This window comes from Xanthomonas sp. MLO165, assembly GCF_018831305.1.
In the GTDB taxonomy this organism is placed as follows: Bacteria; Pseudomonadota; Gammaproteobacteria; order Xanthomonadales; family Xanthomonadaceae; genus Xanthomonas; species Xanthomonas arboricola.
Genome location: NZ_CP029263.1, coordinates 4,592,272 through 4,605,618, shown reverse-complemented (window position 1 = coordinate 4,605,618; position 13,347 = coordinate 4,592,272). Strand labels below are relative to the sequence as shown.

The following is a 13,347-nucleotide window of genomic DNA, read 5'->3' as shown; positions in this document are numbered from 1 at the left end:
TGACCAGCCACGCAGCGCAGCGATCGCGCATGCAGGCCGTCACCGCCGCCACCGGCGCGCAGTCTCAATCAGCGCCGGGGACGGACGCCGGCACGGGCCCTGACCCGTGCAGCGCAGAATGTTAGCGCTACCACAATCGCGACCGAAAAAAGCCGCGCGATGGAGCGAAGCTGAAGATGCCATGCCGATCCCGAGTGAAGCGGTCTGCCCGACTTTACCCAGCCCGGCGCAGAAAGGCTTGCTGCGCTGCGAGATGTGCGCTGCCCCGAGCACCTGCGGCACACCTCTAGCGTTGATCGGCTCGCTAGCGCCCTGGCACCGCCAAACCAGCGCCGAGCACCCCGCGCGTACGCGGCTGACCGCCCGTTCAGCCGCGTACGCGCGGCGCCGGCCCGCCGCGCGCCGGGCAGCTACAATGGCCGGCTTATGACCGCTGTCCTGCCGCTGCCGCAACCCCTGGCCGACCCCGCGCCGCGCGACCCGCGCCAGCGGTTGCAGCGTGAGCAGCTGCGCCTGGGCAAACGCCTGCAGCGCCAGGTGGGCCAGGCGATTGCCGACTTCGGCATGATCGCCCCCGGCGACAAGATCATGGTCTGCCTGTCCGGCGGCAAGGACAGCTACACCTTGCTGGACATGCTGCTGCAGTTGCAGCGCAAGGCGCCGGTGCCGTTCACCCTGGTGGCGGTCAATCTGGACCAGAAGCAGCCCGACTTCCCCGCGCAGGTGCTGCCCACTTACCTGCGTGGGCTGGATGTACCGTTCGACATCGTTGAGCAGGACACCTATTCGGTGGTCAGCCGGGTGATTCCGGCCGGCAAGACCATGTGTTCATTGTGCTCGCGGCTGCGGCGCGGCGCGCTGTATGCCTACGCCCAGACGCATGGCGTGACCAAGATCGCGCTCGGCCACCATCGCGACGACATCGTGGCCACGTTCTTCATGAATCTGTTCCACCACGCCCGGCTCGCGGCGATGGCACCCAAGCTGCGCAGCGACGACGGCGCGCATGTGGTGATCCGCCCGCTGGCCTACGTGCGCGAAGCCGATATCGCCGCCTACGCGCAGGCGCGCCAGTTCCCGATCATTCCGTGCAACCTGTGCGGCAGCCAGGAAAACCTGCAGCGCCAGCAGGTCGGGCGGATGCTGCAGCAGTGGGACCGCGAGCAGCCCGGGCGGGTCGAGCAGATCGCCCGCGCGCTGGGCGATGTGCGGCCCGAGCAACTGGCCGACCGCACCCTGTTCGATTTCCTGGCGCTGGGCCGCAACGGCGATGCAGCACCGCCCGATCCTGATCCCGATTCCAGCGCCTGGCTCGCCGCCGGCGACAGCGCACACGACAGCGACTGACGCGGCCATCGCGGCGCCGGCAGTCTTTCCACCCTCCCCGTTTCTTCCTCCTCTTCGGTCTGACGCATGTTCTTTCGTAATCTCACCCTGTTCCGTTTCCCGACCACGCTGGATTTCTCCGAGATCGACACGCTGCTGCCGCAAGTGCAGCTCAAGCCGGTCGGCCCGCTGGAAATGAGCTCGCGCGGTTTCATCTCCCCGTTCGGCCGCGACGAGCAGGAAGTGCTCTCGCACCGTCTGGAAGATTTCCTCTGGCTCACCGTCGGTGGCGAGGACAAGATCCTGCCCGGCGCGGTGGTCAACGACCTGCTCGAGCGCAAGGTCGCCGAGATCGAAGAGAAGGAAGGCCGTCGCCCCGGTGGCAAGGCCCGCAAGCGCCTGAAGGACGACCTGATCCATGAGCTGTTGCCGCGCGCCTTCGTCAAGAGCTCGCGCACCGATGCCATTCTGGACCTGCAGCACGGCTACATTGCGGTCAACAGTTCCAGCCGCAAGAGCGGCGAGAACGTGATGAGCGAGATCCGCGGCGCACTCGGCAGCTTCCCGGCACTGCCGTTGAATGCCGAGGTCGCACCGCGCGCCATCCTCACCGGCTGGATCGCCGGCGAACCCTTGCCCGAAGGCCTGAGCCTGGGCGAAGAGTGCGAGATGAAGGATCCGATCGAAGGCGGCGCGGTGGTCAAGTGCCAGCACCAGGAACTGCGCGGCGACGAGATCGACAAGCACCTGGAAGCCGGCAAGCAGGTCACCAAGCTGGCGCTGGTGCTGGACGACAATCTGTCGTTCGTGCTCGGCGACGATCTGGTGATCCGCAAGCTCAAGTTCCTCGATGGCGCACTGGACCAGCTCGAACACAGCGAAGACGACGGCGCACGCGCCGAACTCGATGCCCGTTTCGCGCTGATGAGCGCCGAAATCCGGCGCCTGTTCCTGCTGCTGGAAACCGCGTTGAAACTGAGCAAGGCCGAGTAAGCGCAACGGTCGAGCGGTGGCGTGGTGTTGTCGCGATCGATGCTCGAGTCAAATGCCCGGTGAGTGGAGTGCGCGGTGCCCTCACCGCTCGCGGGACACGCCATGCATCCGTTCGTGGAGGCTCCTTGGCGGCGTCCATGCCGCCAAGGGTTTCGCAACTGGCAAGGACACCGCGCCAGTCAGTTGGTCGGCTGCTTTCTTGAAAGCGTGTCGTCCGGCTACGCTGCGCCAGGCAATGAAAAGTTTGCAGCTTGCGTGTCGAAAACTTGTCCACCGCTCGGCATGCGAAGGAGGAGAGTGAAAAGCTGGTCGACGCACAGTGATCCGACCGGCGCAGGTCATGCCCTGCCTGCAACCACACACCGACCATCTCGACTGGCCCTTGCCCGCTCGCCGTCGCGGGACCTTACGCGGCATGGATGCCGCGTAAGAGCCTACAAGGACGTACTTGCGGCGTGTCCCGCGATGGTGGGCGGGCAAGGGCCCTGCAGCCAAGTCGCCGATCAGCCGCTCTGCAACTGTTCCATTCGCGCTATCCAGTACGACACCCAAAACACAGAGACTTGGCCGTGCTGGGCGGGCAAGGGCCCTGCAACCAGGCCGCAGCTCTAGCGACGTCGGCTGCGCCCACCTGGCGGTGGGCAGCGTCGTTTGCCAGTCGCTCAAAGAAGTCGCGCCAACATCGAATGCATCAATCGCCCCGTCTCACCACCTGACACATCGCAGCGCTATCCTGTGCCCATGTTCAAGCCCGTCCGCCGCCTTATCGCGCCCGCCCCGCAGGTTGTCGAACGCGATTGCCTGCGCCTGCAGCTGGACGGGCGCGAGATCGCGGTGCTGCGCGTGCGCGACCCGCGTGCGCGGCGCATCAAGCTCAGTGTGGACGAACGCGGCGCGCGGCTGACCTTGCCACTGCGCGCAAGCCTGGTGGCCGGCGAACGCTTTCTGCAGGCGCATCTGGACTGGCTGAGCACGCAATTGTCGCGTTATCAGCAGGTGGATGCGTTTCCGGCGCTGGAGCGTGGCGTGCCGGGGCTGCTGCCGTTACGCGGCGCCTTGTTGCCGCTGAGCTGGCACGACGGGCGCTACGCACGCATCGAGGTCACCGATGACGGCGCGCAGTTCCATGTGCCGACCCGCCTGGGCGATGCAGGCCTGCGCCGCACGCTGAAAGAATTCTACGAAGCGCAGGCGCGCGCCGATGTCGGCCGCTGGTTGCCGAGCTATCTGCCCGGCCTGCCGCGCGCCCCGGCGCGGGTGCGGCTGAAGGTGATGTCCTCGCAGTGGGGCTCGCTGGCACCGGATGGCTCGATGGCGCTGGATCTGGCGCTGGTGCTCGGCCGCCCGTCCGCGTTCGAATACGTGCTGGTGCACGAGCTCTGCCACCTGCTGCAGGCCAACCACTCACCGGCGTTCTGGGCCGAGGTGGAACAACGCTTCCCCGCCTGGCGCGACGAGCGCAGCTATTTCCACGAGCACGGCCGCCAGCTCAAGGCGCAACTGCGGCGCTTGTTGCAGGTGGAGTGACGCGGGTCGTCGCGATGCAGTTGCCGTCGCTGTGGCGGCGCTCCTGCAACGATCAATGCGCGAAGTCGGGGCGCCAATGCGCTTCGGGCTTTCGTAGAGCTGCTGCGCGATGGCGCGGCTAGCGAAGTGACATAGCGCCACGCGGCTGCGCTAGCGCCATTGGTAAGACGCGGCGCGCGCAAGGTGCCGGCAGGCCAGCGGCGACAGCCACGCAAAGCGCCTGGTCAGGGCACACTCGATGGCCGCGATGCCGGCCTGCAGCTCGCGTGCCGGTCCCCAATGGTCGGCGTCGCAGGCCACCGACCAGACCTCATCCAGGCGCCGGCGATCGTCCGGATTCAGTTGCGGCGACGCGTGCACCGTCTCCAGGAACGTCCCTGGCAAACTCCACTGCTCGAAGGACTCGATCGCGGCGACAAGCGGGTCTGGATGGCCCATTGCGCTAGCTCAACGGTGCCAGGATGCCGTGCGCCGCTGACGATGCCTGCTGGCACTGAGGTCTGCTGTCGCATGCAAGGCAGCAAGCACGAACGTCAGCGCCATGGCATCGCGCAGGACGCATGCACGCATTCCACGCATCACGCGTGCGGCGGCGGCAACGACGCCAGGAATCCATTGATCACCGCCGCCACCGCGTCCGGCGCTTCCATGTGCACATGATGCGTGCCCGGCAATAGATGCAGGCGTGCATCGCGCATCAGTGCCACGCGGTGATCGCGCAGGGCATCGGGGAAGTACACCTGCGCCGGCGTGGCGAAGATGGCCTGGGTCGGGCAGGCGATGGAGGCCAGCAGCACGTCGATCTGCGCTTCGGTCATGCGGATGGCGGTGGGCAAGGTCAGGCGCGGGTCGCTGCACCAGCTGTAGCCGCCTTCGACCGCGCAGACCCCGCGCTCCACCAGCAGCCGCGCGGCCGGTTCGGTGAGCTGGTTGGCCATCATGCGTGCGCGCACCGGCATCTCCATCGACGGAAACACCCGCAACGGCCGCTGCGCCAGCGTGCGTGCCGACGCCACCGCATCGCGCAGGCGGGTGGCGGTGCTCTCGACCGGCTCGGCCAGCGCACCCAAGGCCTCGATCGCGATCAAGGCCTCGATGCGCTCCGGCGCCGCGGCCGCGAGCAAGCTGGCGACGCCGCCGCCCAGCGAGTGGCCGAGCACGCTGAAGCGCTCCCACCCCAGCGCATCGGCTACCTGCAGCAGGATCGCGATCGCGCTGCTGAGCGTGTATTCGGCGCCGGTCGGCAACCACGCGCTGTGGCCGTGGCCGGGCAGATCCAGCAGCACCAGATCCAGGTCCTGCGCGTGCAGATGCGCGCTCAGCGGCAGGAAGCTGGCGGCATTGTCGAGCCAGCCATGCAGTGCCAGCACCCGGCGCGGGCCACGTTCGGGGTTGCGCAGCCCGGTGACCCGGCCGATCGCCAGGTCGCACGCAAACGGCTCCAATCTCACGCGCGTCGCGCCACTGCGGCCAGTGCCTGCGCATGTGTCGGGCTGGCGTTGAGGCAGGGGATGTAGCTGAGCTTGGCGCCGCGTTCGGCCAGCGTTTCGGCAAAGCCCAGCGCCACTTCTTCCAGGGTTTCCAGGCAGTCGGTGGCAAAACCCGGGCAGACCAGGTCGAAGCTGCGCACGCCGCCTTCAGCCAGTTTCCACAAGGTCGGCTCGGCGTACGGCTGCAGCCAGCGTTCCGAACCGAAGCGCGACTGGTAGCCCATCTGCCATTCGTCCACGCCCAGGCCGAGCGCGGTGACGATGGCCTGCGCGCTGCGCTCGCATTGCTGCGGATACGGGTCGCCGGCATTGGCCACGCGCTGCGGCAGGCCGTGGAAGGAGAACATCAGCTTCTCGCTGCGCCCGTGCGCCTGCCAGTGCGCGCGGATCGAATCGGCGATCGCCGCGACCCAGCCGGCGTCTTCGCAATAGTCCTGGATCACCTCGACCGCGATTTCCGGCGCGCTCGGGCGCCAGGCATCGATCACGTCCTGGATCGAGGCGGTGGTGGTGGTGGAATACTGCGGATACAGCGGCAGCACCACGATGCGCCTGATGCCGCGCGCGCGCAGGCCATCCAGCGTCTTGCGCAGCGCCGGGGCGCCATAGCGCATGGCCCACTCCACGTGCCAGTCCGGCATGACCTCTTTCAGGCCCTCGGCCAGGCGGCGCGTGTACACGGCCAGCGGCGAGCCGTCGGGCAGCCAGACCTTGGCGTATTTCTCGGCCGACTTGGGCCCGCGGATCGGCAGGATCACCCCGTACAGCAGCGGCTTCCAGAACAGCGGCGGGATCGCGACCACGCGGCGGTCGCTGAGGAACTCGGCCAGGTAGCGGCGCACGGCCGGGGCGGTGGGCGACTCGGGGGTGCCGAGATTGACGACCAGCAGGGCGGTATCGGGGGTGGTGTTCATGCGCACCATTCTGGCAGAGCGCAGCAGCGCTGCCGAGGACAGCGCATCGATCGCCGCCATTGACCGCCTCTGCCGCCTGGCTGCGCTCACCACCGATTCATTGCGCCACCACTAACGTCGCGCCATTGCTATCTTTGACGGATTGTCCTCTGGAGCTTGTCATGCCTCGTCTGTCGCGCCTGGCCCTGTTGTTGTCGCTGACCTTCGCCGCCGGCCACGCCGTCGCCGGCCCGGAAGAGGACCAGCGCGCGCGTAACGCGGTGCGCGTGCTCAACGAGATCATGAAGATCCCCGAGCAGGCGATCCCGGACAAGCTGCTCGACGAGGCGCGCGCCATCGTGGTCATCCCCGACACGCTCAAGGCCGGGCTGGTGATCGGCGGCCGGCGCGGGCACGGCCTGATGTCGATGAAGAATGCCGATGGCAGCTGGTCGCAGCCGGTGTTCGTCAAGCTCACAGGCGGCAGCATCGGCTTCCAGGCCGGCGTGCAGTCCTCCGACGTGGTGCTGGTGTTCCGCAACGACCGCAGCCTGGACAACATCGTCAACGGCAAGTTCACCCTCGGTGCCGATGCCGGCGTGGCCGCCGGCCCGGTCGGCCGCAATGCCGCCGCCGCCACCGACGGCCAGCTCAAGGCCGAAATCTGGTCGTGGTCGCGCGCCCGCGGCCTGTTCGCCGGCGTGGCGCTGGACGGTGCGGTGCTGCAGATCGACGATGCCGCCGACCTCAACGCCTACGGTGGCGGCGCCACCCCGCGCATGATCTTCGAAGGCCGCACCAACGAGCGTGCCTCCACCGACGTGATCGCCTTCCGCGACCGCCTGGAAGAGGCGACCTACACCGCACGCGCCAATCGCGGTACCGATGGCAGCGCCGACGATGGGGCCAGCGCGCCGCGTCCGGCAACGCCGCCGCCGGCACCGGCGACCACTACGCCGCCGCCAGCGGTGAACGAGGCCAGCACCGTGCCGATGCAGCCCAGCACGACGCCACCGCCGCAGCAGGGCTTCCAGCCGGTGTCCGATGGCGAAATCCGTACCGAATCGCTGGACGGCAACCGCTGACAGGCTGTCATCCCCCTGCGCGGTGCGCTGGGGTATCCTGCGTCTTCCTTCTTCTTCAGCAAGCGAGCAGATCATGGGCGGTTTCAGCATTTGGCACTGGCTGATCGTGCTGGTGATCGTGTTGCTGGTGTTCGGTACCAAGCGGCTCACCAGCGGTGCCAAGGATCTCGGCAGCGCGGTCAAGGAATTCAAGAAAGGTATGCACGACGACGACAAGCCGGCCGGCAAGCTCGGTGACGACACCCGCACGGCCGAGCAGGCACGTGAGGCGCAGGCCGAGCGCGATCGCGACGCGCGTTGATCCGGAGCGGCGTCGGTGTTTGACATAGGTGTTGGCGAACTGACGCTGATTGCGATCGTCGCCCTGGTGGTGCTCGGTCCCGAGCGCCTGCCCAAGGCGGCCCGGTTTGCCGGACTGTGGGTGCGCCGCGCGCGCATGCAGTGGGATTCGGTCAAGCAGGAGCTGGAGCGCGAGCTGGAAGCCGAAGAGCTCAAGCGCAGCCTGCAGGATGTGCAGGCCTCGCTGCGCGAAGCCGAAGACCAGCTGCGCACCAAGCAGCAGCATCTGGAGCAGGGCGCCCGCGCGCTGCACGACGAGGTGGGGCGCGATATCGATATCCGCAGCCCGGCCACACCGGTGGCGACACCGCTGGAGCTGGCGCACGCGGATCTGTCGGTCGGGGCAACTGCCACGTCGGCAGCAGGCGCTGCGGATGCGGCCGACCATGAGGCCGCACCGGTCATTGCCCAGGCCCAGCCGATTGCGCCGGCGCCCCATCAAACCTCGGTACCGGCCCCGCACGACACCGTGGTGCCGGCGCCGAATGCCGCGCATCTCAGCAGCACCGGCGCGCAGGCGCCGGCCACCGCCACGCCGCTGGAGCCGAGCACGCTGAAAGCGCCGAGCGAGCCGACCGCGCCACACAAGATCCAGGAGAAACAGCCGTGAGCCTGTTCGACGACGCACAGGCCGAAAGCAGTCTGATCGAGCATCTGGTCGAATTGCGCGCGCGCCTGGTGCGCGCCCTGATCGGCCTGGGCGTGGTGCTGCTGGCGTTGCTGCCGTTCTCGCGTGCGATCTATTCGTGGCTGGCCGCGCCGCTGATTTCGCAGCTGCCGCTGGGGCAGACGATGATCGCGATGAACCCGGCCGGTGCGTTCTTCGCACCGCTCAAGCTGACCTTCTTCGTGGCGGTGTTCGTCAGCGTGCCGTGGCTGCTGTACCAGGCCTGGGCCTTCGTGGCGCCGGGCCTGTACCAGCGCGAAAAGAAACTCGCATTCCCATTGCTGGCCTCGGCGGTGGCGTTGTTCTACATCGGCTGCGCGTTTGCGTATTTCCTGGTGTTGCCGGCGGTGTTCCACTTCCTGACCACGTTCAAGCCGGACGTGATCGCCATTACCCCCGACGCCAATTCCTACCTGGATTTCGTGCTGGCGATCTTCTTCGCCTTCGGTGCGAGCTTTGAGCTGCCGGTTGCACTGGTGATCCTGGTGCTGCTGGGCTGGGTCAGCCCCAAGCAGCTGAGCGAAGGCCGCGGCTATGCCATCGTCGGCATCTTCATCCTGGCCGCGGTGCTCACCCCGCCGGACGTGGTCTCGCAGCTGATGCTGGCCATCCCGATGTGCCTGCTCTACGAGCTGGGTATCGTCGCCTCGCGCGCGGTGGGGCCGAAGCCCGCCTAGCGCTTTTGCCGCGGTGAGGCGCGCCGATATGCAGGCGCGCAACCCGGCATCACCCGAACGCAATCACCCCCGTAGGAGCGCACCCGGGCGCGACTGGGCTCTCCTGAGGAAAGCTTCGTCGCGCTCAGGCGCGCTCCTACGGGGTGGGATGGTCAGGCGGCGAACACGTTGGCGCGAGCGAGGGCGTTCCCGGGGGACGCTTCATCGCGCCCAGGTGCGCTCCTACGGATCAGGGTTTCGTTGTCAGCACATTGCCGGTCAAGGCGATCAGGCGGCGAACACATCCGGGCGCGACGGTGCCGTGGGCTGCGCGGTTGCGCCTGCGTGGGTGAACATCTGCTTCCAGGCGGCGTACACCGAGCCGGCGAACACCGGCATCAATACCGCCATCAGCAGCAGCTGGGCCAGCCACATCGCCACGGTCTGCCCGGCCACCAGGCCGACGATCAGCGCCACGATCATCACCGCAAAATAGATGGCGAAGATGGCGATGAAGGCCAGCACGAAGAACACCAGCATCGCCGGCAGGTTGTGCAGGCTGGCGCGCAGGCTCTCGCGCAGTGCATGGCCGCCGGTGCTGCGGTCGAACATCACCTGCGGCGGCATCACGAACAGCGCCAGCGTCATCGCCGCGAAGGTGGCGATGGTCAGCAGCAGCCACAGCAGGATGCGTCCGGCCGGCAGGCTGGCGGCCAGCTGCTCGATCTGCACCGGGTCCGGCTGCGCGCCGGACTGGCTGATCTGGTTGATCTTGATCATCACCTCGGACAACTGCTGCAGCCCGCTGGCGCCGATCATCACCAGCAGCAGCACGCCCAGCAGCAGGCCGGCGATCAGCTGCGGCAGCAGCGACACCAGCAGATGCGGCGCGCGGCCGTCCTGCAGGCCGTGCAGCAGATGCGACGGCTTGGCGATGCGGCCTTCGTCGACCTCGCGGATCGCCCACAGCAGGCCGCCCATGAACAGCGGGCCGGCCAGCACCAGCAGGAACTGCAGGGCCGGGCCCAGCAGCGGTACCAGCACCGACAGCGACACCACCAGGGTGGCCGCCACGCTCCAGATCACCCCCAGCGAGCCAAGCGCCAGCGGCGCCCGCTTCAACAGCGAGAAACCGGTCAACAGCCATTCTGCGCCGGCAGACGCCGGCACCTTGCGGATTTCGCTCATTCCCATTCCGGATCGATACGCACCGGACCATCCGGCGTGGCGCGATTATCGCTGCTTTTGCGTGTGTGCGGCGGGATGAGTGGTCACTGTTTGCAGGCCGCGTGCGTGATGCACGAACCGGCGCAGCAGCTTGCGGGCGATCGGCGCGGCGGTGACCTCGCGGGCGACCGTGCGGGCGCAGTGCCCGTGGCGGGCAATGCACTCGGCGCGCGCCTGCACATAGCCGCGCATGTGGTGGGTGGCGAACTCGGGGTGGAACTGCACGCCCCAGGTGGCCTGCCCCCAGCGGAAGGCATGGCAACGGTCCTGCCGCGAATGCGCCAGCACGATGGCCCCGTCCGGGGCGCGCACCACGGTTTGCATGTGCGTGGCGTGCGCCGGGAAGTGCGCCGGCAGGCCGGCAAACAAGGGGTCCTGCTCGGCCGGTGGGTGCAATTCCAGCGCGATGGTGCCGGACTCGCGCCCGGCCGGGTTGTAGTCGACTTCGCCGCCCAGTGCATGCGCCAGCAGCTGGTGCCCGTAGCAGATGCCGAGCAGCGGCATGCCCTGGTGGGCGGCATCGCGCAGCCAGGCGGCACTGCGTTCGCTCCAGTCGGCGCGGTCGGTGACGTAGGCGGCCGAGCCGCTGACGATGGTGCCGGCAAAGCCGCCGCGGTCGGGCAGGCGGCCGCCGTTGGCGACATCGACGGCGACGGTCTCATGCTCGGCCAGCCCGGCCGCGACGCGGATCCAGTGCCGAAAACGGCCGTATCGCTTCATCTCCGGCACGGGATGCCCGGTTTCGATGATCAGGAACGGCAAGGCGGACATGCGGACGGAAATCCAGCAGCGACTGATGTGCCCGATTGTAGGCAGCTCCAGGCGGTTTTTTTCAAGTGGCGTGCCAACGCATGCAGCTAAGGTTATTCCGGATGGCTATGTGCTGATGGCTGGGGGGCGGGGCGCTGGTTACTTGCGCTGTGTGGATGTAAGAGCAGTAATGGCTGAGATGGCTTGTGCCACGTCGGTTGCCGACTCGGTTGCCGCGGTGATCGTGCGCCGCTGATCTGGTTGTATTCGGCCGTGCCGTGTACCTGGTCAATGGCGAGGCCGAGCCCCTGCCAATGGCGCAATGTGCGTGCCGACGTACCCTCATCCGCCCTTCGGGCAGCTCCTCCCGGTGGGAGAAGGGAGCAAACGGTGGGAGAAGGGAGCGAGCCCCTCTCCCGCCGAGCGAGAGGGCATGGCCTGCGCGCCACTGGCGCGCGTGCCTTGGAGCGCCCGCGTCGCAAACGTGGGCCGGGCCGGGGCGCGGAGCGGGGGTTGGGGTGAGGGGCGCCTGTGCCGATAACCGTGCAAGTCCCAGTCGATCCGCCTAGTCCCGCGGCGGCAACACCGACAACACCTCTTCCACCGTGGTCAGCCCGGCGGCGACCTTCTCCAGGCCGGTGCGCCGCAGCGTGCGCAGGCCCTCGCCACGCGCGGCGTGGCTGAAGCTGGCCAGGTCGGTGTCGGCGCGGATCAGGCTGCGCAGGCGCGGGCTCACCGGCAGCAACTCGTACAGGCCGACACGGCCTAGGTAACCGGTGCGGCGGCATTCCAGGCAGCCGACCGGCGCGTGTACGTTCAGCACCTGCGGCAGCGCTTCGCCCGGCTCGCGGATCGCCGCCCACTCGTCGTCGCTGAGCGTATGCGGGCGCTTGCAGTGCACGCACAAGGTGCGCACCAGCCGCTGCGCCAGCACCCCGTTGAGCGTGGACGCCACCAGGTAATGCGGCACGCCCAGGTCCAGCAGGCGGGTGATCGCCGAGGCAGCGTCGTTGGTGTGCAGCGTGGACAGCACCAGATGCCCGGTGAGCGAAGCCTGCACCGCCATCTGCGCGGTCTCCAGGTCGCGGATCTCGCCGATCATGATGATGTCCGGGTCCTGGCGCAGCAGCGTGCGCACGCCGCTGGCGAAATCCAGGTCGATGTTCTGCTGTACCTGCATCTGGTTGAACTCGGGCGCGATCATTTCGATCGGGTCTTCCACGCTGCATACGTTCACGTCCGGCGTGGCCAGGCGCTTGAGCGTGGAATACAGCGTGGTGGTCTTGCCCGAGCCGGTCGGGCCGGTGACCAGCACGATGCCGTGCGGGCGCTCGACCAGCGCGCTCCAGCCGGCGGCCTCTTCCGGGCTGAAGCCGAGCTGCTCGATGCTCTTGAACGCCGAATCCGGGTCGAAGATGCGCATCACGCACTTCTCGCCGAACGCGGTGGGCATCGTGGACAGGCGCATTTCCACCTCGCGCCCACCCGGCGACCGGGTCTTGATGCGGCCGTCCTGCGGGCGGCGGCGTTCGGCCAGGTCCATGCGCCCGAGCACCTTGATGCGGCTGACCACCGCGGTCATCACCGACGGCGGCACTTCCAGCACCTTGTGCAGCACCCCGTCGATGCGGAAGCGCATGCGCCCGGCCTCGCGACGCGGCTCCAGATGGATGTCACTGGCCCGCTGTTCGTAGGCGTACTGCAGCAGCCAGTCGACGATATGCACGATGTGGTGGTCGTCGGCATTGACGTCGCCGGCGCGGCCCAGTTCCACCAGCTGCTCGAAACTGGGCAGGCCGGCACCCGGTTCGGCGCTGCGCACATCGCCGCGCGCGCCGCGCACCGACTGGGTCACGCCGAAGAACTCCATCGTGTAGCGATGCAGGTCCAGCGGGTTGATCAGCGCCAGCTCGATGCGACGCCGGCTCAGATGCTGCACGTCGGCCAGCCATTCCAGCGCCAGCGGCTCGCTGGTGGCGATCAGCACGCGCTCGGCGTCCAGCGCCAGCGGCAGGATGCGGTGGCGGCGCGCATACGCATGCGAGACCACACCGGTGACCGCGGCCACATCGATGCGGGTGGGATCGATGCGCAGATAACGCAGGCCGGTGCGGGTGGCCAGCCATTCGGTCAGCCGTTCCAGCCCGAGTTCGCCGGCCGGCGGCTGCGCGGCATGCAGCTTGAGATTGGCCAGCAGCACCAGCGGATGCACCTCGCTGGCATTGCGTACGCCGGCGGCGGAGAACTGCACGCGCTCGTGTTCGTGCGGCACCACCATGCCATCGGCGAGCAACGCGGCAGCCACCGGGTCGAACATCAACCGGCCGCGCGGCAGGATCGCCGCTGCGCTGTCTGGATCGGCCGTACGCCGCTGTTCCATGTTCGATGTTCCCC

Annotated in this window: 13 protein-coding genes; 7 read left to right on the top strand and 6 right to left on the bottom strand. The window is 68.1% G+C overall.

Features of this window, described 5'->3' with window-relative positions; genetic code table 11:
• Positions 1-426 precede the first annotated feature (426 nt).
• The 3 genes from ttcA to DGN21_RS19355 all read left to right on the top strand — a co-directional run bounded on the left by ttcA (position 427) and on the right by DGN21_RS19355 (position 3,846).
• Positions 427-1,347 carry a tRNA 2-thiocytidine(32) synthetase TtcA gene (gene ttcA, locus DGN21_RS19365; protein ID WP_065048696.1) on the top strand — a complete coding sequence of 307 codons (921 nt, stop codon included), beginning with the start codon at positions 427-429 and terminating at the stop codon, positions 1,345-1,347.
• A 66-nt stretch (positions 1,348-1,413) separates the two neighbouring features.
• Positions 1,414-2,319, top strand: a complete 906-nt coding sequence (locus DGN21_RS19360) for a recombination-associated protein RdgC (protein ID WP_007974628.1) — start codon at positions 1,414-1,416, stop codon at positions 2,317-2,319.
• Between the two features lie 741 nt (positions 2,320-3,060).
• Positions 3,061-3,846 (top strand): SprT family zinc-dependent metalloprotease, encoded by a 786-nt coding sequence (locus tag DGN21_RS19355; RefSeq protein WP_039513591.1) that lies wholly within the window; start codon positions 3,061-3,063, stop codon positions 3,844-3,846.
• Between the two features lie 150 nt (positions 3,847-3,996).
• Here DGN21_RS19355 and DGN21_RS19350 read toward each other — a convergent pair whose 3' ends face one another.
• The 3 genes from DGN21_RS19350 to hemH all read right to left on the bottom strand — a co-directional run bounded on the left by DGN21_RS19350 (position 3,997) and on the right by hemH (position 6,259).
• Positions 3,997-4,284, bottom strand: coding sequence for a hypothetical protein (locus tag DGN21_RS19350; RefSeq protein ID WP_065048698.1), 288 nt, complete (start codon positions 4,282-4,284; stop codon positions 3,997-3,999).
• Positions 4,285-4,424: 140 nt separating this feature from the next.
• Positions 4,425-5,291 carry an alpha/beta hydrolase gene (locus DGN21_RS19345; protein ID WP_160955283.1) on the bottom strand — a complete coding sequence of 289 codons (867 nt, stop codon included), beginning with the start codon at positions 5,289-5,291 and terminating at the stop codon, positions 4,425-4,427.
• Between the two features lie 2 nt (positions 5,292-5,293).
• Complete coding sequence (gene hemH / locus DGN21_RS19340; RefSeq protein WP_126965101.1) at positions 5,294-6,259, bottom strand: ferrochelatase; 966 nt, start codon at positions 6,257-6,259, stop codon at positions 5,294-5,296.
• A 152-nt stretch (positions 6,260-6,411) separates the two neighbouring features.
• On the opposite strand from hemH, the gene DGN21_RS19335 reads away from it, so the two are divergent.
• From DGN21_RS19335 to tatC, 4 genes are all read left to right on the top strand, one after another.
• The gene (locus tag DGN21_RS19335; protein ID WP_024937602.1) at positions 6,412-7,314 is read left to right on the top strand and encodes a YSC84-related protein; all 903 of its coding nucleotides are present in this window, start codon (positions 6,412-6,414) and stop codon (positions 7,312-7,314) included.
• 73 nt (positions 7,315-7,387) lie between these two features.
• The gene (gene tatA / locus DGN21_RS19330; RefSeq protein WP_016904256.1) at positions 7,388-7,615 is read left to right on the top strand and encodes a Sec-independent protein translocase subunit TatA; all 228 of its coding nucleotides are present in this window, start codon (positions 7,388-7,390) and stop codon (positions 7,613-7,615) included.
• A gap of 15 nt (positions 7,616-7,630) precedes the next feature.
• On the top strand, positions 7,631-8,263 hold the full coding sequence (gene tatB / locus DGN21_RS19325; protein ID WP_126965083.1) for a Sec-independent protein translocase protein TatB: 633 nt from the start codon (positions 7,631-7,633) through the stop codon (positions 8,261-8,263).
• Complete coding sequence (gene tatC, locus DGN21_RS19320) at positions 8,260-8,997, top strand: twin-arginine translocase subunit TatC (RefSeq protein ID WP_024937600.1); 738 nt, start codon at positions 8,260-8,262, stop codon at positions 8,995-8,997. Before tatB ends, tatC begins: the two co-directional genes overlap by 4 nt.
• A gap of 267 nt (positions 8,998-9,264) precedes the next feature.
• On the opposite strand, the gene DGN21_RS19315 is transcribed toward tatC, so the two are convergent.
• The 3 genes from DGN21_RS19315 to DGN21_RS19305 all read right to left on the bottom strand — a co-directional run bounded on the left by DGN21_RS19315 (position 9,265) and on the right by DGN21_RS19305 (position 13,333).
• Positions 9,265-10,164 (bottom strand): BPSS1780 family membrane protein, encoded by a 900-nt coding sequence (locus DGN21_RS19315; RefSeq protein ID WP_016904253.1) that lies wholly within the window; start codon positions 10,162-10,164, stop codon positions 9,265-9,267.
• Positions 10,165-10,209: 45 nt separating this feature from the next.
• A complete protein-coding gene (locus tag DGN21_RS19310) occupies positions 10,210-10,974 on the bottom strand; it encodes a glutamine amidotransferase (protein WP_115510014.1) in 765 nt (254 codons plus the stop codon).
• A gap of 544 nt (positions 10,975-11,518) precedes the next feature.
• A complete protein-coding gene (locus tag DGN21_RS19305; protein ID WP_054591723.1) occupies positions 11,519-13,333 on the bottom strand; it encodes a GspE/PulE family protein in 1,815 nt (604 codons plus the stop codon).
• Positions 13,334-13,347: the final 14 nt, after the last annotated feature.

Bases quoted from the DNA above. Each gene is read 5' to 3' on its own strand.
- ttcA (WP_065048696.1), top strand. From the start codon at position 427: ATGACCGCTGTCCTGCCGCTGCCGCAACCCCTGGCCGACCCCGCGCCG.
- DGN21_RS19360 (WP_007974628.1), top strand. From the start codon at position 1,414: ATGTTCTTTCGTAATCTCACCCTGTTCCGTTTCCCGACCACGCTGGAT.
- DGN21_RS19355 (WP_039513591.1), top strand. From the start codon at position 3,061: ATGTTCAAGCCCGTCCGCCGCCTTATCGCGCCCGCCCCGCAGGTTGTC.
- DGN21_RS19350 (WP_065048698.1), bottom strand. From the start codon at position 4,284: ATGGGCCATCCAGACCCGCTTGTCGCCGCGATCGAGTCCTTCGAGCAG.
- hemH (WP_126965101.1), bottom strand. From the start codon at position 6,259: ATGGTGCGCATGAACACCACCCCCGATACCGCCCTGCTGGTCGTCAAT.
- DGN21_RS19335 (WP_024937602.1), top strand. From the start codon at position 6,412: ATGCCTCGTCTGTCGCGCCTGGCCCTGTTGTTGTCGCTGACCTTCGCC.
- tatA (WP_016904256.1), top strand. From the start codon at position 7,388: ATGGGCGGTTTCAGCATTTGGCACTGGCTGATCGTGCTGGTGATCGTG.
- DGN21_RS19315 (WP_016904253.1), bottom strand. From the start codon at position 10,164: ATGAGCGAAATCCGCAAGGTGCCGGCGTCTGCCGGCGCAGAATGGCTG.
- DGN21_RS19310 (WP_115510014.1), bottom strand. From the start codon at position 10,974: ATGTCCGCCTTGCCGTTCCTGATCATCGAAACCGGGCATCCCGTGCCG.
- DGN21_RS19305 (WP_054591723.1), bottom strand. From the start codon at position 13,333: ATGGAACAGCGGCGTACGGCCGATCCAGACAGCGCAGCGGCGATCCTG.